This is a genomic window from Hymenobacter amundsenii (genome assembly GCF_002204745.1).
Classification (GTDB): Bacteria; Bacteroidota; Bacteroidia; order Cytophagales; family Hymenobacteraceae; genus Hymenobacter; species Hymenobacter amundsenii.
This window is the reverse complement of sequence record NZ_NIRR01000016.1, coordinates 1-22,735: the sequence shown is the minus strand read 5'-3', so window position 1 is coordinate 22,735 and position 22,735 is coordinate 1. Positions and strand designations below refer to the sequence as shown.

General features: G+C 59.7%; 21 protein-coding genes, 1 tRNA gene and 1 pseudogene. 16 read left to right on the top strand and 7 right to left on the bottom strand.

Features of this window, described 5'->3' with window-relative positions:
- The first annotated feature begins 9 nt into the window (after positions 1–9).
- The 7 genes and pseudogenes from CDA63_RS10905 to rplT all read left to right on the top strand — a co-directional run bounded on the left by CDA63_RS10905 (position 10) and on the right by rplT (position 9,140).
- Entirely contained in the window at positions 10–2,955 is a 2,946-nt protein-coding gene (locus tag CDA63_RS10905; protein WP_088464487.1) for a DNA gyrase/topoisomerase IV subunit A, read from the top strand.
- Between the two features lie 284 nt (positions 2,956–3,239).
- A complete protein-coding gene (locus CDA63_RS10900) occupies positions 3,240–4,016 on the top strand; it encodes a hypothetical protein (RefSeq protein ID WP_126546818.1) in 777 nt (258 codons plus the stop codon).
- Between the two features lie 55 nt (positions 4,017–4,071).
- On the top strand, positions 4,072–5,190 hold the full coding sequence (locus tag CDA63_RS10895) for a tetratricopeptide repeat protein (RefSeq protein WP_126546817.1): 1,119 nt from the start codon (positions 4,072–4,074) through the stop codon (positions 5,188–5,190).
- 171 nt (positions 5,191–5,361) lie between these two features.
- Entirely contained in the window at positions 5,362–7,311 is a 1,950-nt protein-coding gene (gene thrS / locus CDA63_RS10890) for a threonine--tRNA ligase (protein WP_088464484.1), read from the top strand.
- 342 nt (positions 7,312–7,653) lie between these two features.
- Positions 7,654–8,211, top strand: a pseudogene (infC, locus tag CDA63_RS10885) (translation initiation factor IF-3); the annotation flags it as partial.
- Positions 8,212–8,436: 225 nt separating this feature from the next.
- Complete coding sequence (rpmI, locus tag CDA63_RS10880) at positions 8,437–8,631, top strand: 50S ribosomal protein L35 (RefSeq protein ID WP_088464482.1); 195 nt, start codon at positions 8,437–8,439, stop codon at positions 8,629–8,631.
- Positions 8,632–8,795: 164 nt separating this feature from the next.
- Positions 8,796–9,140, top strand: coding sequence for a 50S ribosomal protein L20 (gene rplT / locus CDA63_RS10875; protein WP_088464481.1), 345 nt, complete (start codon positions 8,796–8,798; stop codon positions 9,138–9,140).
- Positions 9,141–9,241: 101 nt separating this feature from the next.
- Here the strand turns inward: rplT and CDA63_RS10870 are convergent, their stop codons facing one another.
- On the bottom strand, positions 9,242–9,673 hold the full coding sequence (locus CDA63_RS10870; RefSeq protein WP_088464480.1) for a hypothetical protein: 432 nt from the start codon (positions 9,671–9,673) through the stop codon (positions 9,242–9,244).
- Positions 9,674–9,852: 179 nt separating this feature from the next.
- A tRNA-Met gene (locus tag CDA63_RS10865) sits at positions 9,853–9,926 on the bottom strand.
- Positions 9,927–10,062: 136 nt separating this feature from the next.
- On the opposite strand from CDA63_RS10865, the gene CDA63_RS10860 reads away from it, so the two are divergent.
- From CDA63_RS10860 to bshB1, 8 genes are all read left to right on the top strand, one after another.
- Positions 10,063–10,476 (top strand): START-like domain-containing protein, encoded by a 414-nt coding sequence (locus CDA63_RS10860; RefSeq protein ID WP_088464479.1) that lies wholly within the window; start codon positions 10,063–10,065, stop codon positions 10,474–10,476.
- A 121-nt stretch (positions 10,477–10,597) separates the two neighbouring features.
- Entirely contained in the window at positions 10,598–12,031 is a 1,434-nt protein-coding gene (locus CDA63_RS10855; protein ID WP_088464478.1) for an LptF/LptG family permease, read from the top strand.
- Positions 12,032–12,177: 146 nt separating this feature from the next.
- Positions 12,178–12,453, top strand: a complete 276-nt coding sequence (gene rpsO, locus CDA63_RS10850; protein ID WP_088464477.1) for a 30S ribosomal protein S15 — start codon at positions 12,178–12,180, stop codon at positions 12,451–12,453.
- 197 nt (positions 12,454–12,650) lie between these two features.
- A complete protein-coding gene (pnp, locus tag CDA63_RS10845; protein ID WP_088464541.1) occupies positions 12,651–14,810 on the top strand; it encodes a polyribonucleotide nucleotidyltransferase in 2,160 nt (719 codons plus the stop codon).
- A gap of 146 nt (positions 14,811–14,956) precedes the next feature.
- On the top strand, positions 14,957–15,820 hold the full coding sequence (locus tag CDA63_RS10840) for a sigma-70 family RNA polymerase sigma factor (protein WP_088464476.1): 864 nt from the start codon (positions 14,957–14,959) through the stop codon (positions 15,818–15,820).
- Positions 15,821–16,081: 261 nt separating this feature from the next.
- Positions 16,082–17,029, top strand: coding sequence for a thioredoxin-disulfide reductase (gene trxB, locus CDA63_RS10835; protein ID WP_088464475.1), 948 nt, complete (start codon positions 16,082–16,084; stop codon positions 17,027–17,029).
- A 140-nt stretch (positions 17,030–17,169) separates the two neighbouring features.
- Positions 17,170–18,306: a M23 family metallopeptidase gene (locus tag CDA63_RS10830; RefSeq protein ID WP_242434645.1), complete on the top strand. Its 1,137-nt coding sequence runs from the start codon at positions 17,170–17,172 to the stop codon at positions 18,304–18,306.
- A gap of 32 nt (positions 18,307–18,338) precedes the next feature.
- Positions 18,339–19,058, top strand: a complete 720-nt coding sequence (gene bshB1 / locus CDA63_RS10825) for a bacillithiol biosynthesis deacetylase BshB1 (RefSeq protein WP_088464474.1) — start codon at positions 18,339–18,341, stop codon at positions 19,056–19,058.
- A 19-nt stretch (positions 19,059–19,077) separates the two neighbouring features.
- Here bshB1 and CDA63_RS21865 read toward each other — a convergent pair whose 3' ends face one another.
- From CDA63_RS21865 to CDA63_RS10800, 5 genes are all read right to left on the bottom strand, one after another.
- A complete protein-coding gene (locus CDA63_RS21865; protein WP_088464473.1) occupies positions 19,078–19,404 on the bottom strand; it encodes an aldehyde dehydrogenase family protein in 327 nt (108 codons plus the stop codon).
- A gap of 193 nt (positions 19,405–19,597) precedes the next feature.
- The gene (locus tag CDA63_RS10815; protein ID WP_088464472.1) at positions 19,598–20,461 is read right to left on the bottom strand and encodes a universal stress protein; all 864 of its coding nucleotides are present in this window, start codon (positions 20,459–20,461) and stop codon (positions 19,598–19,600) included.
- Between the two features lie 24 nt (positions 20,462–20,485).
- The gene (locus tag CDA63_RS10810; RefSeq protein ID WP_165768268.1) at positions 20,486–21,310 is read right to left on the bottom strand and encodes a universal stress protein; all 825 of its coding nucleotides are present in this window, start codon (positions 21,308–21,310) and stop codon (positions 20,486–20,488) included.
- Positions 21,311–21,430: 120 nt separating this feature from the next.
- Positions 21,431–21,682, bottom strand: a complete 252-nt coding sequence (locus CDA63_RS10805; protein ID WP_262490658.1) for a BON domain-containing protein — start codon at positions 21,680–21,682, stop codon at positions 21,431–21,433.
- 231 nt (positions 21,683–21,913) lie between these two features.
- Positions 21,914–22,183 (bottom strand): BLUF domain-containing protein, encoded by a 270-nt coding sequence (locus CDA63_RS10800; protein WP_088464469.1) that lies wholly within the window; start codon positions 22,181–22,183, stop codon positions 21,914–21,916.
- Positions 22,184–22,458: 275 nt separating this feature from the next.
- Between CDA63_RS10800 and CDA63_RS20435 the strand changes: the two genes are divergently transcribed.
- A partial coding sequence (locus tag CDA63_RS20435; protein WP_242434643.1) for a PAS domain S-box protein occupies positions 22,459–22,735 on the top strand: 277 nt, incomplete at its 3' end.

The window sequence follows — 22,735 nt, the reverse complement described above, 5'->3', positions numbered from 1 at the left end:
ACACCCTGTATGTCCGAAGAAACGAACTTCCAAGCCCCTCAGCACACACTTGATTCCGACGGCCATTATGCGGCCGGCGACTCGGTAGACCTAGGCGGGGCTGCCTCATCCACCGGGGCCGATGAATCGGTGGAACCCACCGCAGTCTTGGCCGAGTCCGGGGCCGATGTGGAGGCCATTATTGAGGCGGAAGCCATTCCCGAAGACGAGCTGTCGGCGGAAGAAGAGGAGGAGGCCAAATTTGCGCCTGGCGAAACCATCCATGACGTGGCCACGGTGCGCGGCATGTACCAGAACTGGTTCTTGGATTATGCCTCCTACGTGATTCTGGAGCGGGCCGTGCCCGCCATTGAGGACGGCTTGAAGCCCGTGCAGCGCCGCATCATGCACGCCATGAAGGAGATGGACGACGGCCGCTTCAACAAAGTAGCCAACGTCATCGGCCAGACCATGCAGTACCACCCCCACGGCGACGCCAGCATCGGCGACGCCATGGTGAACCTGGGCCAGAAAGACCTGCTGATTGAAACCCAGGGTAACTGGGGCGACATCCGCACCGGCGACTCGGCGGCCGCGCCTCGCTACATCGAGGCCCGCCTGAGCAAATTCGCGCTGGAGGTGGTGTTCAACCCCGACATTACGGAGTGGCAGATGAGCTACGACGGCCGCAAGCGCGAGCCCACCACGCTGCCCGTGAAGTTCCCGCTGCTGCTGGCCCAGGGCGTGGAAGGCATTGCCGTGGGGTTGAGCACTAAGATTATGCCCCACAACTTCCGGGAGTTGTGCCAGGCCAGCGTGGCGGTGCTCAAGGGCAAGGAGTTTCAGCTGTTTCCCGACTTCTCGACCGGCGGCCTGGCCGACGTGAGTAACTACCAAAGCGGGCAGCGGGGCGGCAAAATCCGGCTGCGGGCCACCATCGAGAAGGCCGACAAAACCATGCTCGTCATCCGCGACATTCCGTACGGCACCACTACCACGGCGCTGATGGAAAGCATCGTGAAGGCGTCCGAAGCCAACAAAATCAAGATCAAGAAGGTGGTCGATAATACGGCCGCCGAGGTGGAGGTGCAGGTGCACCTGCCGCCCGGCGTGAGCCCCGACCTGACGATGGACGCGCTCTATGCCTTCACCGACTGCGAAATCAGCATCTCGCCCAACACCTGCGTTATTATTGAGGATAAGCCACGCTTCGTGGCTGTGGAGGACATGCTGCGCCTAAGCACCCAGAAAACGGTTCGGCTGCTGGAGCGGGAGCTGGAGATTCGGCAGGAGGAGCTGGGCGAAAAGTGGCACTCGGCTTCGCTGGAGAAGATTTTCATCGAAAACCGTATTTATCGTAAGATCGAGGAGTGCGAAACCTGGGACGACATCCTGCTAACAATTGAAGCTGGCCTGAAGAAGTTCACGCGGGTAGCAGGGGAGAAGGAGAAGGCCAACGACACCCGCATCGTGCTGGCCCGCGCCATCAGCGAGGACGACCTCACGCGGCTGACCGAAATCCGCATCAAGCGCATCAGCAAGTTCGACGGTTTCAAGGCCGATGAGCTGATTGCCCGCCTCGAAGCTGAGTTGGCCGAAGTGGCCGACCACTTGGCCAACCTTACGCGCTACGCCATTAACTACTTCGAGGGCCTGCTGAAAAAGTACGGCGTAAATCGGGAGCGGCGCACCCAGCTGCGGGCTTTCTCGGTAGTAACGGCCCAGAAAGTAGCCGTGGCCAACCAGAAGCTCTACGTAAACTACGCCGATGGCTTTGTGGGCTACGGCCTTAAGAAGGACGAAAAAGCGGTGGCCGTCACCGACTGTTCCGACCTCGACGACATCATCGCCATCCGCCGCGACGGCACGTTCGTCGTCACGCGCATCGCCGAGAAAACCTTCGTCGGCAAGGACATTCTGCACGCCGGCGTGTACAACAAAAACGACGACCGGCTGGTGTACAACATGATTTACCAGGACGGCACCTCCGGCATCAGCTTCGCCAAGCGGTTTTTGGTTACGAGCATCACCCGCGATAAAGTTTACGACCTGACCAAGGGCACCAAGGGCACCAAAACGCTCTACCTGACGGCCAACCCCAACTCGGAGTCAGAAATTGTAGGCATCCAGCTCGCCGACAAAGCGGCGGCCCGGGTGAAGCAGTTCGATTTCGATTTTGCCGAGCTGGCCATCAAGGGTAAGGGCTCGATGGGCAATATCGTCACCAAGCAGTCCATCAAGAAAATCACCCAGAAAGCTCTCGGCGACTCCACGCTGGGCGGCCGGGAAATGTTTTTCGACAACGTGGTGGGCCGCCTCAATACCGATGGCCACGGCCGCTACCTGGGCACCTTCGACACCGACGACACCCTGCTGCGCGTATTCAAGGACGGCAGCTACGATTTGCAGTCGCCCGATCTGGCCCTGCACTTCGACATGGCCAATATGCTGCTGCTGCGCAAGTTCGATACCGATACCGTGCTGAGCGCGGTGTATCTGGAAGGGGAGTCGAAAACGCATTACGTAAAGCGTTTCCGGGTTGAAACCAGTACCCTTGATAAGCGCTTCACCTTCCTGCCCGAAACCAAGGGCACCAAGCTGCTAACGGCCACGGCGCATCCGGAACCGGCCGTGAGCATCAAGCTGCAGCGGGACAAAAAGGCCGATAAGGAAACCGAAAGCCTGCTCCTCCACGAGTTTATCGACGTAAAAGGGTGGAAAGCGCTGGGCAATAAGCTCAACTACTATAAAATCCACGCCCTCACCCTAACTACCGACGAAGGCCCCGAGCCCGAGCGCAAATCGGCCAAGAAGAAAGCGGGTCCCGCCACCATCCCGCGCTCTGCGCCTGCCGCCCCGGCCGCGCCCCACGAGCCGTTGCCCGACCGCACCGACGACTTCGATATCTCCGATGAGGAGGTGGCTCAGGCCCAGGCCGTGCTCAAATCGCCCAAGTCGCAGCTCAAGCTATTTTAGCAGGAAGAAGCGGAACAACACGTGGGGAGGATGAAGGCCAGCCTTCATCCTCCCCACGTGTTGTTCCGCCGGATTGGCCAACTTTGCGCCGGCCGGGCTACTGCTGCTGCTGCCCGCTTGTTGCTCCACTGCTCCCACTTATGCTCACTTCGCTGCTTCCAGTCTTCCGCCTGCTCCTCCTGGGAATAGGGCTGTTGAGCGCGGGGGCAGCCCTAGCGCAATCGAGCGGCAGCCAAGCAGCCAAGTCAGCTTCCAAAGCGGTTGGCAAACCACCCAAAACTGCTTTGGCCACGCCTGGCTGCCCGGCTCCGGCGCCCACCCCAGCGGTGGCCCGGCTGCTGGCTGAGGCCCGCCGCCTGCAGGCCGACTATCACGAATCGGAGGCGCTGGGCAAGTACGAGCGGGTACTGGCCAAAGACCCGGCCACGTACGCGGCGCTGTGGGAAGCGGCCGTGCTGAGCGTGCGTATCGGTAGCCGCTACACCGACGAAACCCGCAAGCTGGCTTACCTGGCCGCCGCCCGCCTCTACGCCAAAACAGCCCTGACAGTATGTCCCGACGGAGCGGAGGCGCACTACGCCGCTGGTCTGGCGCTGGCTACCCTGGCCCCGCTGCTGCCCTTGCGCAGCCGTTTGCTGGCCTACCGCGAACTGCGCCCCCACGCGTACCGGGCCACTGAGCTGCGCCCCGACTGGGCCGAAGCTTGGCAGCTACTAGGCCGCTGGCAATACCGCGTCGACCATTACAGCCTGCCGGAACGGCTCTACAGCAAGCTGTTTCTGGGCGGTATGCCGGTGGGGGGCAGCACGCTGCTGGCCGTCGAGTCGTTGCGCAAGGCCTACGAACTCGCTCCCCAGCGCATCGAGCACGCTTATGACTTGGCGCGGGTTTACCTTAACCGCAGCCAGGAAACCCGCGCCACCGCCGTACTCCAGGCCGCCCTCGGAATTACACCCGTTACGGCCGACGAGCTGGTCATGAGCCGCCGTTGCGAGCGGCTGCTCGAACAGCTCAACCGCCGCAAGCGCCGGCAACTGCAGCGCCTCATTAATGAGCTCTGAGGCCGGCAAGGCCGGAAGGCATATCTTTGGTACTTGAATTTTCTGACTATTGGCCGTGGCTGTTTTGCGTTTTGAGTGGGGAGGATTATTGTTGGTCGGGTTGCTGGCCAGCGGTTGCTCGCAAGCACCCGAGGAGCAGCCCGACACCATGATCGACCTGCAAACCGTGGCTAGCGGCCCACGCATTCAGGCCGATGAGCTCGACGGAGCCATTGCCCGCCAGCCCGGCAACGCCTCGCTCTATGCCCGCCGGGCCGCCTTCCGCCTCGATGCCGGCCAAATCGATGCTGCCCTGCGCGACATCAATCAGGCCTTGGTGTTCGACGATGCGCCGGGGCAATTCTACTTCACCAAGGCCCGCGCCCTGCGGGCCCAGGGATTCATCAAACCCGCCCTGGCCGCCGCCGACGAAGCGGCCCGCCGGGGCTACGCCTCGCCCGAACTCAACCTGCTGGTGGGCGAAACTCACCTGGCCTCGCGCCGCTACCAGGACGCGCTGGACCAACTCGACCGGGTTTTGCAGCAGGAGCCCGACTTAGCGGCGGCGCTTTTTTACAAAGGCTTGGCCTTCGAGGGCTTGCAGGATACAACCCAGGCCCTCGACTACCTACGAGCCGCGCTGGCCCGCAGCCCCCGCGCACCCGAAATCCTGCACCAGCTAGCCTTTCTGCTCAACGCCAACCGCCAACCCGAACGGGCCGCCGATTATGCCGCCCGGGGCCTGAAGCTCGAACCCACCAACGGCGCACTTTGGTTTGACTACGGCCGCCAGTTCGAGTTGCGCAACCAGCCCGATAGCGCCCGCCGCGTTTATGCCCGCACCGTACAGCTCGACTCCACCTACTACCAGGCCGACTACCAGCTGGGCCTGAATGCCTACCAAAGCCGCCAGTACGCCACCGCCGTGCCCCACCTGCAACGGGCTTTGCGCCGTGCGCCCGCGCTGCCCGAGGCCCGTGCCATGCTGGGTGAAAGCCTCGAAAGCCTGGGCCGCTGGGCCGAAGCCACCGACCAGTACCGCCTGCTGCTAGCCGCCAACCCCGGCAACCGTCATTGGCGCTATAAAGTCTGGAAAGTAGGTAACCGCTCCCGCGGGGTCATTGTCAACGAAACCCCGCGCCCCGCGCCCATCGAGGCGATAGAGCCGCTTATCCTGCGCCGCCCGGGGCTTTAGAGTGAATGAGTGACTCGGTGAATGAGTGAATGGTTCTATTAACCCGAACATTCCGCTTACTGAGCGTCGATAAAGAGCTTCGTTCACTCATGCTCCGAGTCACTCATTCACTCATTCGCCTTAACTTGCGCCTTCACGGCTGTTTGTATAGCCATTAGCCCTCCTTTTTTTATGTTGAATATCACCCTCCCCGACGGTTCGGTGCGCCAGTTTGTAGATGGCGCCACGGGCCACGATGTCGCCGCCTCCATCAGCGAAGGCCTGGCTCGCAACGCCGTGGGCGTGCGCGTCGACGGCGAAGTGCGCGACCTGCACCGCCCCATCGAACAGGACGCCCAGGTGGCCATCCTGACCTGGAACGATGCCGATGGCAAAACAGCTTTCTGGCACTCTTCGGCCCATGTGCTGGCCGAAGCCCTCGAAGCGCTGTACCCCGGCGTGAAGCTGGGCATCGGTCCGGCCATCGAAAACGGCTTCTACTACGACATCGATTTGGGCGAAGGCCGCACGATTTCCAGCGAAGACTTCCCGGAAATCGAGAAGAAAATGCTGGAGTTGGCCCGCCAGAAAAGCAAGTTCGAGCGCCGCGCCGTGCCGAAGGCCGAAGCCGTGGCCTACTTCACCGAGAAAGCCGACCCTTACAAGCTGGACTTGCTGGAACGCCTCGAAGACGGTTCCATCACGTTCTACCAGCAGGGCAACTTCGTAGACCTCTGCCGCGGCCCCCATCTACCCGATACCGCCAATATCAAGGCCGTGAAGCTGCTCAACGTGGCCGGGGCCTACTGGCGCGGCGACGAGAAGAACAAGCAGCTCACGCGCATCTACGGCATCACGTTCCCGAAGGCCAAGGAGCTGACCGAGTACCTCGAAAAGCTGGAGGAAGCTAAGCGCCGCGACCACCGCAAGCTGGGCAAGGAGCTGGAGCTATTTGCTTTTTCCGATAAGGTAGGAGCGGGGCTACCGCTGTGGCTGCCCAAAGGCACGATGCTGCGCGAGAAGCTGGAGCAGTTCCTGCGCCGGGCCCAGATGAAGGCCGGCTACCAGCCCGTCGTTACGCCCCACATCGGCTCCAAGGAACTGTACGTTACCAGCGGCCACTACGAGAAATATGGCGCCGATTCGTTTCAGCCCATCAAGACGCCAAACCCGGGCGAGGAGTTCTTCCTCAAGCCCATGAACTGCCCCCATCACTGCGAAATTTACAAGACCAAGCCCCGCAGCTACCGCGACCTACCCGTGCGCTTGGCCGAGTTCGGCACGGTGTACCGCTACGAGCAAAGCGGCGAACTGCACGGCCTGACGCGGGTGCGCGGCTTCACCCAGGACGACGCTCATATCTTCTGCCGCCCCGATCAAGTAAAGGAAGAATTCACCAAGGTTATTGATCTGGTTCTCTACGTGTTCCGGGCGCTGGGATTCGAGGATTTCACGGCCCAGATTTCCCTGCGCGACCCCGAGAACAAGACCAAGTACATCGGTTCCGATGAGAACTGGGCCCGCGCCGAACAGGCCATTATCGAGGCGGCGGCCGAGAAGGGACTGAGCACTGTAACGGAGTTGGGCGAGGCGGCCTTCTATGGCCCCAAGCTCGACTTCATGGTACGCGACGCCCTGGGCCGCAAGTGGCAGTTGGGCACGGTGCAGGTTGACTACAATCTGCCCGAGCGCTTCGATCTGGAGTACGTCGCCTCCGACAATTCCCGCCAGCGCCCTGTCATGATTCACCGGGCCCCGTTCGGCTCGTTGGAGCGGTTCGTGGCTGTGCTCATCGAGCACTGCGCCGGCAACTTCCCGCTCTGGCTCTCGCCCGAGCAATTCGCCGTGTTGCCCATTTCGGAGAAGTACCACGACTACGCCCAGCAGGTGTACGACCGGCTCATGGGCGCGGAGCTACGCGGCACCGTTGACCACCGCGACGAGAAAATCGGCCGTAAAATCCGCGACGCGGAGGTATCGAAAGTGCCCTACATGCTCATCGTGGGCGAGAAGGAGCAGGAAAACGGCATTGTGTCGGTGCGCAAGCATGGTGAGGGCGATGTGGGCTCCATGCCCATTGATGCCTTCATCCAGAGCTTCCAGACCCAAGTAGCAGCCATGATGGATGGCACCACGGTTTAAGCCAACAGTGTCGCTGAAAGCGGAATTTAACCCGCAGTCAACCAGGATTTTAGTAAGCTGTTGAGTGATATCTGACCCCCGGCGTATTAGTTGCGTCGGGGGTTTTGGGTTGAAGACGAAGTGCATTTGACAGGGCTAATTTCAGACTTGGTGCTGCCCCTAAGGGTGGGGTAGGAGGCAAGCAACGGGATAATTATGGCCGCCAAGGCCGTTTTTTATATAGTCTTTGTTGAGGATTTGGAAAAAATGGCGGATATTTGCCCGCTAGCTGAACGCATCGGGTCCGCCCAGTGTCATATCAGTTCTAGTCAAAATCGACTTTCACCTTAAGGAGAAACTGCCATAGCTACCCCCAACCGCCGTTATATCCCTCGCGCCCAAGTCGAGGAGCCGTTCAAAATCAATCACAAGATTTCGGCCCGTGATGTCCGCCTCGTTGGCGACAACGTGGAGCAAGGCATTTATCCCATCGAACAGGCCCGGCGCATGGCGCAGGAGCAAAACCTGGATTTGGTGGAGATTTCGCCGACGGCCACCCCCCCCGTGTGCCGGGTTATCGACTACTCGAAATTCAAGTACGAGCAGAAGAAGAAAACCCGTGAGTTGAAGGCCAAGCAAACCAAAGTGGTCATCAAGGAAATCCGGTTCGGCCCCAACACCGACGACCACGATTTCGCCTTCAAACTCAAGCATGCCCAGGAATTCCTGAAGGAGGGAGCCAAAATTAAGGCTTACGTGCACTTCGTAGGTCGGAGCATCGTCTTCAAGGAGCGGGGGGAAATCCTGCTGCTCAAGTTTGCTCAGGCCCTCGAAGACCTTGGTAAAGTGGAGCAACTGCCCAAGCTGGAAGGCAAGCGCATGTTCCTGTACCTGGCGCCCAAAGTAATTGCCCCGCCTAAAAAGGTGGCTCCGAAGGAGGCCGACAAGGCCAAGCCGGCCGATAAAGCCAAAGCTGCCGACAAAGTAGCTCCGAAGGAGAAAGAGGCAGTAACTGCGGAAGCCAACCCAGCCGACGAGGCTGCTGAATAACGCACTGTCCGGGGCTTCGGTCCCGACTTTTTTGAGCTGGCGCACCGGCCCTAGGCAGCCGACCGCCGCATTTTTCACCCTTTCATTACCACCACAATGCCGAAAATGAAGACCAAGTCCGGCGCCAAGAAGCGTTTCACGCTGACCGGCACGGGCAAAATCAAGCGTAAGCACGCCTACAAGAGCCACATCTTGACCAAGAAAACTACCAAGCAGAAGCGTAATCTTACGCACGTGACGCTGGTTAGCTCGGCCGACATGAACCGCGTAAAGGACATGCTTAATCTCTAATTAAAAATGAGGAGTCTGAATATCAAGAGTTAGGCGAATTGCGCTACCACGACTGATTTTCGACTTGGAGTTTTTAGTTTTTAATTCCCCAAAACCAGGCGTCCGGTAGGAACCTAAGCTGCGGCAGTAAAGTCCGCCGCCGGCCGCCAAAAATAACCCAGGTTATGCCAAGAAGTGTCAACCACGCGGCCTCGCGCCACCGTCGGAAAAAAATCATGCGTTTGGCGAAAGGCTATTATGGCCGTCGCAAAAACGTATGGACTGTTGCCAAGAACGCCGTAGAGAAAGGCTTGCTCTATGCTTACCGCGACCGGAAAGTAAAGAAGCGTGAGTTCCGAGCCCTCTGGATTCAGCGTATCAACGCTGGCGCCCGGGAGCATGGCTTGTCGTACTCGCAGTTCATGGGTGGCCTCAAGAAGGCTGGCATCGAACTCAACCGCAAAGTATTGGCTGACCTCGCCCTCAACCACCCCGCTGCTTTCAAAGGCATCGTGGAGAAGATCAAGTAACGAACCCTGTTCGTTGCATAAAAAAGCGGCTGCTCCGAAAGGGGCAGCCGCTTTTTTGCGTTTCTAATGACCATGCCTTCATTATGGCAATAGCTCACTTCTCACATTGGCTTTCCTGCTTCGGCCTGCTGCATGTGCCGTAACCAAGTGGTAGCTTCTTCAGCATTTTCGAACAGGTACATCTGGGTATGGGAGCCCACGCGGAGGTGCATGTCTTCGGCTGAAGCCAAGCCAAAAACGCCCGGAGCGCTGATGTGGGCGTAATAGGTCATGCCCGCAGCCAGCGCTTGTGGTACCCACACCTGCTCAAGCCAGTTGTTAGCCTGTTTCCAGGAGCCGAGCAGCTGGCGGTTGTCGGTGAGCATGTAGGGGCAGCTGGTTTGCTGCAGTATCTCCAGAATACCTTGGGAGCCCTCCATGATGGACTCCATAGTCAGCTGTCCCTGCCAATTGTTGTATATCCAGTTGTTTTCGCGGTCGAACTCGGTAAGGAGAAAGGTCGTGCCGGCTGAGGTTTTGAATTCCTGACGCATAGAAGCGAATTAGCCAAACTCTCGGCCAACGCACAAGTATTTTAGACCAATGCGCCATAGTAGTCGGTTAGCGGGGGCATCGGCACAGCCAACGCTGTTGTGGGGCCACCGTTGAGACGTGCGGGCCTTTGGCGCACAAAAAAACCGCGCCAGAAGGGTATCTGACGCGGTTTTCGACGTAGCGGGAACGAGAGTTGAACTCGTGACCTCAGGGTTATGAATCCTGTGCTCTAACCAACTGAGCTATCCCGCCCTGTTTTGGTGGTGCAAATGTAGGCACAAGTTTTGAAGTGTTGCAAGTGTTGCGGCAAAAAAAACCCGTGTATATTCGCTGCCAGAGGGGTTTGCCAGTTCGGTACCTTCGTTAAATTCTTTACTCTGTACTGCTTATGCCTCTTTCTGCAACGCGTCACAAACATCGTTTTTCGGTCGAATTTCCCATTAACGCTTCCCCTAAAATCCTATATCCCTATCTGGCTACGGCCTCTGGCCTCGAACAATGGTTTTGCCAGCGCGTTGAAGTGGAAAGCGCACAGCTTTTCAATTTTGTATGGGACGGCCAGCCGCACTATGCCGAAATGACCTCGCACCGCACGAACCGTTCTGCGCGGTTTTCTTTTCTCGATGATAAGCGCCAGCCTATAACTGATGCCAACTACCTCGACTTTCAAATTGAAGAGTCGCAACTAACCCAGGAAGTTTACCTGCGGGTGGTAGATTATTCGGAAGAAACCGACAACGAGGAATTGCAGGAAATGTGGGAAAGCATGATGCAAAAGCTGCGGGAACAGGTAGGGGGCTAGATAATGTGAACACGCGAAGGCGGGAAGCAGACGCGAAACGAGCCGTACCTTCGTTCTGTGTCTGCTTCCCGCCTTCGCGTGTTAACCAGCCTGCCCAACAGGAGCGGGGCTGGGTTTTGCTATGAAAAAACTCGATAAACTGATTTTGCAGGCTTTTGCCGGGCCGTTCCTGCTCACTTTCGCAGTGGTGCAGTTCATCTTCCTCATGCAGTTCATGATGAAATACATGGACGACTTGGTGGGCAAAGACCTTGGCCTAGGCGTAATCCTGCAGCTGCTGTTCTATTTCAGCGTGCTGATTGTGCCGATTTCGCTGCCACTGGCCGTACTGCTGTCTTCGCTGATGACTTTTGGTACGTTGGGCGAGCACCACGAGCTAACGGCCATCAAAACGGCGGGTATCTCGCTTACCCGCATTCTGCGTCCGGTGCTGTTGGTGAGCCTGTTGCTGGCCGGCGGGGCCTTTTGGTTCAATAACACCATCGTGCCGCTGGCCAATCTGGAGGCCTATAGCTTGCTCTGGGACGTGCGCCAGCAAAAGCTGGCGCTTGATATCCGGGAAAACGTGTTTTATAACGGCATTCCGGGTTTCACGATTAAGGTGAATGAGAAGCAGGGCGAAAACGGCGACATTCTTCGGGGCGTGATGATTTATGACCATACGGGTGGCCGGGGCGGCAGCACCGTAATTCTGGCCGATTCGGGCCGCATGTTCACCCGCTTTGGGGGGCAGTACCTGGGCCTGGAGCTGTTTCGGGGCCGCTCGTATACTGAGCAGCCTAACACCCAGAATACCTCGGGGGCGAGCTTTATCCGGCAAAATTTCGACCGCAACCTGATTACCTTTTCGCTGAAATCATTTGGCCTCGACCGCACCAAGAAGGAGCTCTTCAATACCAACAAAATGATGCTCAATCTGGGGCAGTTGAGCCACACCACCGACTCGCTGCATCGCCGCCTGACGCAGGAGCGCGGGCAGGTGTTGCAGCAACTCACACCTTACTATTCCTACCTGCACTTCGATACCACGGGCCAAGCTGCCCTGCACCGGGTGCAAAGCTGGGTAGTGCCACCCAGCCGCCTTCAGCCCGACAACTACCTCATTGCCCAGCAGGCCGCTAACCGCGCCCGCAACGTGCGCTCCTTCCTCACCACCACCAACGAGCGGCTGACCAACCTCAACAAGGAAACGGCCAACTACCGCATCGAAACCTACCGCAAGTACACCCAGTCGGCTGCCATTCTACTTATGTTCCTGATTGGGGCGCCGCTGGGGGCCATTATCAAGAAGGGAGGATTGGGCGTGCCGATTCTGGTGTCCATCGTGTTCTTCATCATCTACTACGTATTCTCCATTATGGGGGAGAAGTACGGCCGCGAGTTGATAATGCCGGTAGGAGTGGGCATGTGGCTATCGGCGGCCGTGTTACTGCCGATAGGACTGCTGTTTCTCTATCAAGCCCGCCACGATTCCGGGCTGCTCGACATTAACTGGGGCCAGTTGGTGCCCCGATGGTTACGCTGGCCCCGACGCGGCTATAAGAAGGCAGTGTAACGTGAGTGCAAGGGAATATGTGGGATGACACTCATTTCTAACGTTGCTCGTCATTCCCCCGCATTAAATCACTACCTTTGCACCCACCCCGAGGTGCGGGGTGATTTTTTTCATTTTTAATCAAAGACGGGGAAACCTATCTGCCGATGCAACTGACCACCGAAGCAAAACAGGCTATTTTCGAGAAAAACAGCCTTCAGAAGACCTCCAAAGACACCGGTTCGGCCGAGTCGCAAATTGCGCTCTTTACCCAACGCATTTTGGACCTGACCGAGCACCTGAAGGTGAACAAGAAGGACTTCTCCACCCGTTTGGGCCTGCTCAAACTGGTAGGTAAGCGCCGCAGCATGCTGGATTACCTCATGCAGCGTGACATCAACCGCTACCGCGCTATCATCAAAGAACTGGGCTTGCGCAAGTAATTGCCTCGTCCGAGAGCAGGGAGCCTTTCTTAAGCGAAAGGTTCCCTGCTCTTTTTTTGTCCGCCACTGGCCGCATCATTTCGGCCGTTCCGCGGTTCCTTTCTTGACTCCTTTTCTTCCAGAGCAAAACCGGCGCCTTGCCGGCCCGGTTTTTTTGGCTGCTCGCCCGCTGCACGCTTTCCCTTAAAGCACCCCCGATGCCCAACTATCACGCCATTACCAAGCACATCACCCTGCCCGACGGTCGGCAGATTTCCCTCGAAACCGGCAAGCTGGCCAAATTCGCTGACGGCGCCGTAGTGGTGCGCCTTGGCGACGCCATGCTGCTAGCCACAGTTGTATCGCAGCCCAGCTCCCGCGGTGAAGTGGACTTCCTGCCTCTGTCAGTAGATTACCAGGAGAAATTTGGTGGTGCCGGCAACATTCCCGGCTCGTTCCAGCGGCGCGAAGGTCGCCTCTCGGACCAGGAAATCCTGGTGTGCCGCATTGTAGACCGCATCCTGCGCCCGATGTTCCCTAAGGACTATCACTACGAGGTGCAGGTGATGATTACCCTGATTTCGGCTGATAAAACCGTGCAGCCTGACGCCCTGGCTGCTTTGGCCGCTTCGGCTGCTCTCTCGATTTCGGATATCCCGTTTGCCGGCCCCATCTCGGAGGTTCGCGTGGCCCGCATCGACGGTAAGCTGCAAATCAACCCCCTCACCGCCGACATCGCCCGTGCCGACATCGACCTGATTGTAGGTGCTACCGCTGATTCGGTGGCCATGGTGGAAGGCGAAATGGACGAAGTGACCGAGGAGGAAATGGTAGAAGCCATTGCCTACGCCCACGAAGCCATCAAGCTGCAGGTGAAGGCCCAGCAGGAGCTGGCCGCCGAGGTGGAGAAGTCGAAGGTAAAGCGCGACTACCCTAAGTATGTCGAGAACGACGAGCTAAAGCAGCGCGTGATGGACGCCGTATACCAGGGCGCCTACGACGTGGCTAAATCGGGCAACACCAGCAAGGCCGGCCGCAAGGAGGCTTTCGGTGCCATCAAGAAGCCGTTGCTGGAGAAGCTGCTCGAAGAGAATCCCGAGCTCGACCAGAAAATGTTCAGCCGCTACTATGCTTCGGCGGAGAAGAAAGGCATCCGCGACATGATGATCAAGGAGCGCACCCGCCTCGATGGCCGCGCCCTGACCCAGATTCGCCCTATCTGGAGCGAAGTGAACTACCTGCCCGGTGCCCACGGCTCGGCGTTGTTCACCCGCGGCGAAACCCAGTCGCTGACCACGGTTGCCCTCGGCACCAAGCTCGACGAGCAGATTATCGACACGGCCATGACGTCGGGCTACAGCAAATTCATGCTGCACTACAACTTCCCGGCCTTCTCGACCGGCGAGGTGAAGCCCAACCGCGGCCCCGGCCGTCGCGAAATCGGCCACGGCAATTTGGCCCAACGCTCGCTGAAGAAGGTAATGCCTTCCGACGACGAGAACCCCTACACCGTCCGCATCGTGTCGGATATTCTGGAGTCGAACGGCTCGTCGTCGATGGCCACGGTGTGCGCCGGCTCGATGGCGCTGATGGACGCCGGTATTCCGATCCGGGCTGCCGTTTCGGGTATTGCCATGGGCCTCGTGCAGGACAAGGAAACCGGCGAATACGCTGTGCTTTCGGATATCCTGGGCGATGAGGACCACCTCGGTGACATGGACTTCAAAGTAACCGGCACCGAAAAAGGTATCGTGGCTTGCCAGATGGACATCAAAATCCAGGGCCTGAGCGCCGAGATTATGACGGCCGCTTTGCACCAGGCCCGCGAAGGTCGTCTGCACATTCTGGGCGAAATGGCCAAGACCATTGCCGAGACGGCGGCCGAGTTGAAGCCGCACACGCCCCGCTCACACAAAATGCTGATCGACAAAGAGTATATCGGCGCCGTAATCGGACCCGGTGGCAAAGTCATCCAGCAGATCCAGAAGGATACCAACGCCACGGTAATCATTGAGGAGAAGGACGAGAAGGGCCACGTGAGCATCTACGCTTCCAACCAGGAAGACATGCAGGCCGCTATTGACCGCATCAATGCCATTGCCGCTACGCCGGAAATCGGTGAAACCTACAAAGGCAAGGTGCGCAGCATTCAGCCCTACGGCGCGTTCGTGGAAATCATGCCGGGCAAAGACGGCTTGTTGCACATTTCGGAGGTTGCCCATGAGCGCCTTGCCTCGCTGGAAGGCGTGCTGGAAGTAGGGCAGGAGATTGACGTGAAGCTGCTCGACATCGACAAGAAAACGGGTAAATACCGGTTGTCGCGGAAGGTACTGCTGGCGAAGCCCGAGCGTACCGCCGACTCTAACGGCGCCGCCTAAGGTCCGGGATTTCGAACTTTCGCGGGTATCGGGCCGTTGTATTCAACTGAGCCCGGTACCCGTCTAGGGTTCGCCTCCGCATCTCGCGGACTGTAATCGATGTCAAGTAACCAGAGCATTCATAACTTCACTCTCTCGCGCCCGCAATGAGACAGCTAAAAATCAGCAAGCAGATCACCAACCGCGAAAGCCAGTCGCTGGATAAATACCTCCAGGAGATTGGTAAGGTGGACCTGCTGACCCCCGACGAGGAGGTAACGCTGGCGCAACGCATTAAGGCAGGCGACCAGCTGGCGCTGGAAAAACTCACTAAAGCCAACCTGCGCTTCGTGGTGTCGGTGGCCAAGCAATACCAGAACCAGGGCTTGAGCCTCGGTGACCTGATTAACGAGGGCAACCTCGGCTTGATCAAAGCCGCCAAGCGTTTCGACGAAACCCGGGGCTTTAAGTTCATCTCCTACGCCGTTTGGTGGATTCGCCAGTCGATTCTGCAAGCCTTGGCCGAGCAGTCGCGCATCGTGCGTTTGCCCCTGAACCGGGTGGGCTCACTGAACAAAATCAGCAAGTCGTTCTCGGAGCTGGAGCAGAAGTTCGAGCGGGAACCCTCGCCCGAGGAAATTGCCGAAGTACTTGAACTGACCACCTCCGAAGTAGTCGATACGCTCAAGATTTCGGGTCGCCATGTTTCGGTGGACGCTCCGTTTGTGCAGGGCGAGGAAAACCGCCTGCTCGACGTGCTCGAAAACGAGGACGAAGAGAGCCCCGACACGGGCCTCATGAACGACTCGCTCCGCAAGGAAGTGCAGCGCGCCCTGAGCACGCTCACTAAGCGCGAAGCCGACGTTATCACGCTTTACTTTGGCCTGAACGGAGAGCACTCGCTCACGCTGGAGGAAATCGGTGAGAAGTTCAACCTGACCCGCGAGCGGGTTCGCCAGATCAAGGAAAAAGCCATCCGCCGTTTGCGCCACACTTCCCGCAGTAAGGCCCTGAAACCATATCTGGGGTAGTTTATTCTACTCCCCGGCAACAAACCCTGACCTTTGGTTGGGGTTTTTTGTTGATAATAAGGCTGGTTGACAACTTGAGTGGTCTATAGCACTTTGGACCATTTGCTTAGGTAATGGTTGAAGGTGCTTGGTGCCGTCTAGAGCGGCAACCGAAAGGCGCTGCCAACCTCTGCCGGCGCAACGGCCCGCACTTGTTACCTTTGTAGCCCCAAACCTAATTTCTCCCGGCGCAGGCCTGGTCCTGCTGCTGCCTTCCAACTTATGGCAAATACAACTCCTGAGCACATCAAGTGCCTGATTATTGGTTCCGGCCCGGCCGGTTACACCGCCGCCATTTACGCTTCGCGGGCAGGCCTTGCGCCTGTGATGTACCAGGGCTTGCAGCCCGGTGGCCAGCTCACCATCACCAACGACGTGGAGAACTTCCCCGGCTACCCCGACGGCGTAATGGGCCCCGAGATGATGGAGGACCTCAAGAAGCAGGCTGAGCGGTTTGGTACCGACATCCGGTACGGCATTGCCACGGCCGTTGACTTCGAGAGCCACCCGCGCCAGATTACTATCGATGAAAGCCTGTCCCTGACGGCCGACACCGTGATTATTGCCACCGGAGCGTCGGCCAAATGGCTGGGGCTGCCCTCCGAGCAGCGCCTGAACGGCTCGGGTGTATCGGCCTGCGCCGTCTGCGACGGGTTTTTCTACCGGGGCAAGGACGTGGCTATTGTGGGGGCCGGAGATACGGCCGCTGAGGAGGCTACTTACCTGGCCAACCTGTGCTCGAAGGTGTACATGATTGTGCGCAAGGGCGAAATGAAGGCTTCTAAAATCATGCAGAAGCGGGTGCTCGACAACCCCAAGATTGAGGTGCTCTGGAACACGGTAACCGACGAAATTCTGGGCGAGCACGCCGTGGACGGGGTGCGGGTGAAAAACTTGTTGGAAGGCACTACCCGCGAGCTGGCTGTGGAAGGCTTCTTCGTGGCTATCGGCCATGATCCCAACTCTAAAATTTTCCAGCCTTACCTGCACCACGACGAGCAGGGCTACCTCAAAACCCTGCCCGGCACGAGCAAAACCAACATCGATGGGGTATTTGCCTGCGGCGACGTGCAGGACTACACCTACCGCCAGGCCGTAACGGCCGCTGGTACCGGCTGCATGGCGGCCCTCGATGCCGAACGCTACCTCGCTGCCCTCGGCGACCATTAGCCGCGGTGAATGAGTGAATGAGTGAATGAGTGAATTGGCGGGCTATACCGAGTATACCAGCCGGTTCAGTAGGACGTTGAATCTGCCGCTGCATCCACTCATTCGCTTACTCACGCATTCACTCATTAATTTCCTTGCCCTTGCTCAATTTTGTTAAATACTGGCTGCTACCGCTACTACTGATCGGGCTGCTGAGCTTGCCCGGCCAGTTGCTGGCGCAGCGGCGTAAAGTGCCCCAGACCAAGGCGAAGGCCGGCTCGCCTGACAAGCGGAAAGACTTTTTCCGCATCAAGTCGCCCACCATCCGTTACGTGCGGCCCGACACGACGGTGCTCATCGAAACCGAGGAGTTGCCCGACGATAATTCCGAAGCGGCCAAGTCCATCTTCTTCAATCCGGCCAAAAAGCTCTCCATTGTGAGCGAGGACACCACCTCTCTCAATGAAGGCGAGCAGCACATTGTGGAGATGAAGGAGGAGGTGCAGATTGATTCGAGCTGGATTCAGGTGGCTGGCTACTATGCCATCTGGGATACTCAGAACATCAACCCGTACCGCGTCGATGGCCGCCGCATCCAGGATACGCTCAACCTGCGGCTCATTGAACCCGAGAAGCAGCGCTACGCTAAAATGCCGCTCAACGCCACGCCCATCACCTCCGACTTCGGTTTCCGGGGCTACCGCTGGCACTACGGCACCGACCTTGACCTGGAAACCGGCGACTCGGTTAAAACGGCCTTCGATGGCGTGGTGCGCCTGGTAAAGTGGGACGGCTCGGGCTACGGCAACTACGTGCTGGTGCGCCACTACAACGGCATTGAAACGCTCTACGGCCACATGCAGAAGGCGGTAGTAACGCCCGGCACCTTCGTGAAAGCGGGGGAGTTGATTGGTTACGGCGGCAGCACGGGCCGCAGTAGCGGTTCGCACCTGCACTTCGAGGTGCGCTACGAAGGCAACCCCATCGACCCCGAGAAGCTCTACGACTTTCCCGACTACCACCTCATCAAGGATAACTTCCAAATCACGTCGGGGCTGTTTGCGTACTACAGCAAGTCGCTTAAGTACCGGGGCGGCAGCGTGCCGGGCGCGGGCAGCAGCAGCAGTAGCAGCCGGAGCAAGCCCACCCAGGCCCGGCGCATCGTGTCGCACAAAATCCGTAGCGGCGATACGTTGTCGGAAATTTCTCAGAAGTATGGCGTGTCACAGGCCCAGATCCGTCGCCTCAACGGCAACGTCAGCACCCTACGCATTGGCCGCACCCTGCGCATCAAATAGGCTTCCGTTTGCCCAGCCAACCCCTCAACCAAATGAAACTTGATATTCTGGCCTTCGGGGCCCACCCCGATGATGTAGAAATGTCTTGCTCCGGCACGCTGCTGGCGGCGGCGGCGGCGGGCAAGAAAATTGGCATCGTCGATTTTACCCGGGGCGAGTTGGGCACCCGCGGCACGCCCCAGACCCGGGCCGAGGAGTCGGAGCGAGCCAGCCGCATCCTGGGCCTCGATGCCCGCGAGAACCTGGGCATGGCCGACGGCTTTTTCCGCAACGACCGGGAGCACCAGCTGGTGCTGGTGGCCGCCCTACGCCGCTACCAGCCCGACGTCGTGCTTTGCAACGCCATCCACGACCGGCACCCCGACCACGGCCGGGGCGCGCAACTGGCCACCGAAGCCTGCTTCCTGTCGGGCCTGCGCATGATTGAAACTCTCGGCGACGATGGCCAACCCCAGGCCGCCTGGCGCCCCCGGGTAGTGTACCACTACATCCAAGACCGCCAGATTCCGGCCGACTTCGTGGTTGATATCACGGCCCACTGGCCCAAGAAGTGGGAGTCCATCCAGGCCTACAAAACCCAGTTTCACGACCCCAACAGCCAGGAGCCAGCCACTTACCTCTCTACGCCGGCGTTCAGCGACTTCATGGAGGCCCGGGCCCGCGAGTTCGGCCACCTCATTGGAGCGCAGTACGGCGAAGGCTTTACCCGCGAGCGGCCGATTGGCGTGCGCGAAATCACGGAGTTGATTTAACTGCTCTGCTGACTGAGACTTACTCCGCCACGAAACGCCTCCCCGAATTTCGGGGAGGCCGTTTGCCGTTTGGTGCTGTAGGTTGGTGGGTTAGATGGGGTATTCGCGGGGTTCGTGCTGCACGGTAACACTGCACCAGGGGTATTCTTTCCATCACCCATTCGCCGCCAAACCGGCCCATAATCGAACCCCGCTCGCCCCCGAGAATTGCGTTGGGTTGGTCGTTCACGGTCTGGTCGTTCACGTGCACCATGCCCGTTTCGATCTGGCGGGCCAATAGCACGCCGCGCTCCAGGTTGCGGGTATGGATGGCTCCGCTCAGGCCTAAATCAGTGGAATTAGCCAGTTACAGCGCCTCGGCCTCGTTATTGGGGGAAGTGGCTAAACGGCGCAGCTACCAGGCCGACAATAGCCTTTGCCGTGTGTTGCTTCCGCCAGCTGGGCCGTGGTCCTGATGATGGGCCCGGACCTGCTCATCCTGTACGTGCCGATGTCTACCATGAGCTATTCAGCACCCATGCCGGTGGCGCCGCCGCTTGTCAGCTCATGCGGGGCAGGTAGTCGGGCTGATCCGGGGCCTCGGCGGGTAGCAGCAGCACGGGTACGGGGCAGCCGCGTAGCACCTGCGCCGTAACGCTGCCATGAAACAGCCGGCCCAGAAAGCTGCGGGGGCGGGCAAGCAGAATCAGCAAATCAGCCTGCGTTTCGGCCAGGGCCGCTAGTACTCCGGCCGCTGAGTTGTTGCCAGCATCGTCGTGCAGCGCCAACGGCTCGGCCGTCGGCAGCAGTTTGCGGAGTGGCCCGCCAAGCTGCTCATAGTCGCCCGACCGCTCGGGCCCGCTCGAAGTGGGCCGGACGTGCACCACCGAAAACGCTGCCCCCCAGCTCGCCAGCAGCGGGGCCAGGGCCAGGGCGGGGGCATTGAGGGCGAAGTACTCCCCATCGACAGCCACCAGCACGCGGCGCGGCAGGCCGGTAGGTAGGCTGGTTTCGGGCACCAGCAGCAGCGGCCGGTGGGTGGCCCGCAAGACGGGCAGCACGTGGTTGTGCAGCAAATAATCGAGTACGTCGTGCTCGGGGCTCAGGCTCATGGCCAGCAGCAGCGGGTGGTAGCGCGCAATAGCCTCCTGCACGGCATCGGGCATGGCGGCCGTCAGCATCGTTGCTTCGGCCGATGCGGGCAGGCGGTGGGCCAGTTCCTGCAGCGCTTCGGCCGCCTCGGTCTGCATTTGGGGAAAGTAGGGCATCGGGACAAATGCCAGCTCGGAGGAGAGCAGGGGGGCCTGATACACATTCACCAGTTCCAGGTGCACGTGCAGCGGCGCGCCCAGCACGGCGGCGTAGCGGGCCGCCTGCTCCGCCGCTGCCGAAAGGTTAACCAGCACAACAAAGGAAGGATTCATGGCACATAGCTGAGAAAGAGGTGATTAGTCCTGGGCGGGCAGTACGAGCAGCGGAATGGGGCTTTGCTCGATGAGCTGGGCCGTGACGCTGCGGTGAAACAGGCGGCCCAGCAGGCTGTGGCGGCGGGCCACCACAACCAGCAGGTCGGTGTGCTGGCGGGCGGCTTCGGCCAGCACCCCACCCACTACCGAGATATTATCGACCTCGGAGAGCAGCTCGGGGGCCAGTTCATCCGTCAGGTCGTGGGTGGCCACGGTGCGCAGGATGGCATCTACTCCCAGACGGCCGTGGCTGCTGTCGGCTACCCGCACCACGGCCAGCGTGCCGTCAGCCACACCCAGCAGCTGCCGGAGCACATCCTGGTACTGGTGCAGCACGAACGGCTGCCCATCCACGGCCAGCAGCAGGCGGCGGGGCGGAGCGGCCTGCCAGTCGCCGAGGGCCGGCAGCAGCAGCAAGGGGTAGGGCACGGTGCTGAGCAGCGTTTCGGCCGTGCTGGTCAGCACTTCCGCGGGCGTACTGGCCCCGCCGGGCTGGCCCAGCACCAGCAGCAGGGGGTGGTGGTGGAGCACGGCGGCGCGCACGGCTTCGGGCAGCTCCCGCTCCGACACCTCGACCAGGGTGGGCACGGGCTGCGCATTGGCCAACCGTTGCAGTGCCCGGTCGGTGGCCTGGTCGTTGAGGGGCGCGTAAGGCAGATCGTCGTCGAGTGGGGCCAGCAGTGCATCGTAGCGGGCGTGCAGCAGCACGAGTTTCGCCTGCAGGGGCTCCGCCAGCCCGGCGGCATACGACAGCGCACGGTTAGTGACGGCATGAAAATCGGTCAGTACAACGAGGGGGGAAGCCATAAGCCGGGAAGAAAAAAGGGGGAGAAACGACATTATGCGGTTAATCGAAGCGCTAATCAGCCCAGGGCTTCAGCCCTGGAGCTCCTGGACTGGCAACCGGACACTGGCAACTGGCAACCGCTAGTGGTGCGCGTCGGCGGGCAGCGCCTCGGGTTCAGTGGTCAGCGGCTTGGAAGTGGCGGTTTCCGCCGGGTCTGGCACGCGCAGGTGGTTGTTCACGTCGCGGGCGCCGGCCTCGTAGACTTCGAGGGCGGCCTGCTGGCGCTCGGGCCAGGTGTCCACGGTGCCGGTGAGCGTGGCGCGGCCGTAGCGCACCTGCACTTCAATGTCCTGATCGTGCAGGCTGCCCGACCAGAAATGGCGCTGCCGGATGCGGGGCAGAAGTCAGGTGCGAGGTGGTGGTCATGAGCTGGGGGCTTATGGGGGCAAGCGGAAATTGGATCGGTACAAAATTCCCCCAGAATGCCCGTCTGTGCCATGATAAGGATTACCTCATCGGATGATATCCGTCATCAGCATCAAGGCTGGTAAACCGCCGGGCCAGTTGCAGCCCTGCAGTTGGCCGCCTAAGACTTATCAATAGCCCTCCGGCTTGTCTTCGTGCTACGTCACAAAATCCAGCAGCAGCTTCAGTAGCCCGGGGTACAGCTGGGGCGGCGCGGCAGGAGCCCCGGCCCCGGCCGGTGTACTGGCCAGCAGCACCTGCAGCTCGGCGGCGCTGGTCACCCGGAAGCCCATGCTCCAGTTGGCAAAACTGTGGGCAGTGGAGGCTCCAGCGCTCAGCACCTGGCAGCAGTGGTGGCGCATATTGGTTACGATCTGGCCGTAGTAAAGTGCCTGTACCACTTCCTTCTCGCCTTCCAGTAGCTGCATAAACTCTGCCTATCGGGCGTGTGCAGCAGCAGCCCCGTTAGCTGGTTTTCGCGGTAGAAAATGCGGGACTGTTCCAGCAAAGCCCGCAACGCAGGCTACTCAAAGGGCATCAGCGCCTGGCTATGATATACAAGGTGATACAGGCGCATTGTGGCAGTAACTAAAAAAGACCCACTGATGGACAATAGTCAGCCCTGCTGCGGTATCCTTGGGGTGAGGGAAAATACGCAGAATTTATTGTAAACCAGCCCGTTTCGCGCGTTCAGGGTGCTGGCTTGGTTGCCTATACCGTTGGGGGTGGGGCGAGCCGGGCCAGCAACTGGACCACAATAAACTCCCCTTCCGGCAGGCCCTGCTGGCGCCATAGTTCCACCCCCTGCCGCATCAGCACCAACGCCACCATCGGCATCATCGTCTGCGACAAAGCGGGGCTGATGGTGTCGGCCAACGAGTTGGCGGGGCAGCTATTCGGCTACGCGCCGGCCGCGCTGCTGGGCCAGGCGGTGGAGGTGCTGGTGCCCGACGCCACCGGCCGCCACCACGAGCAGCTGC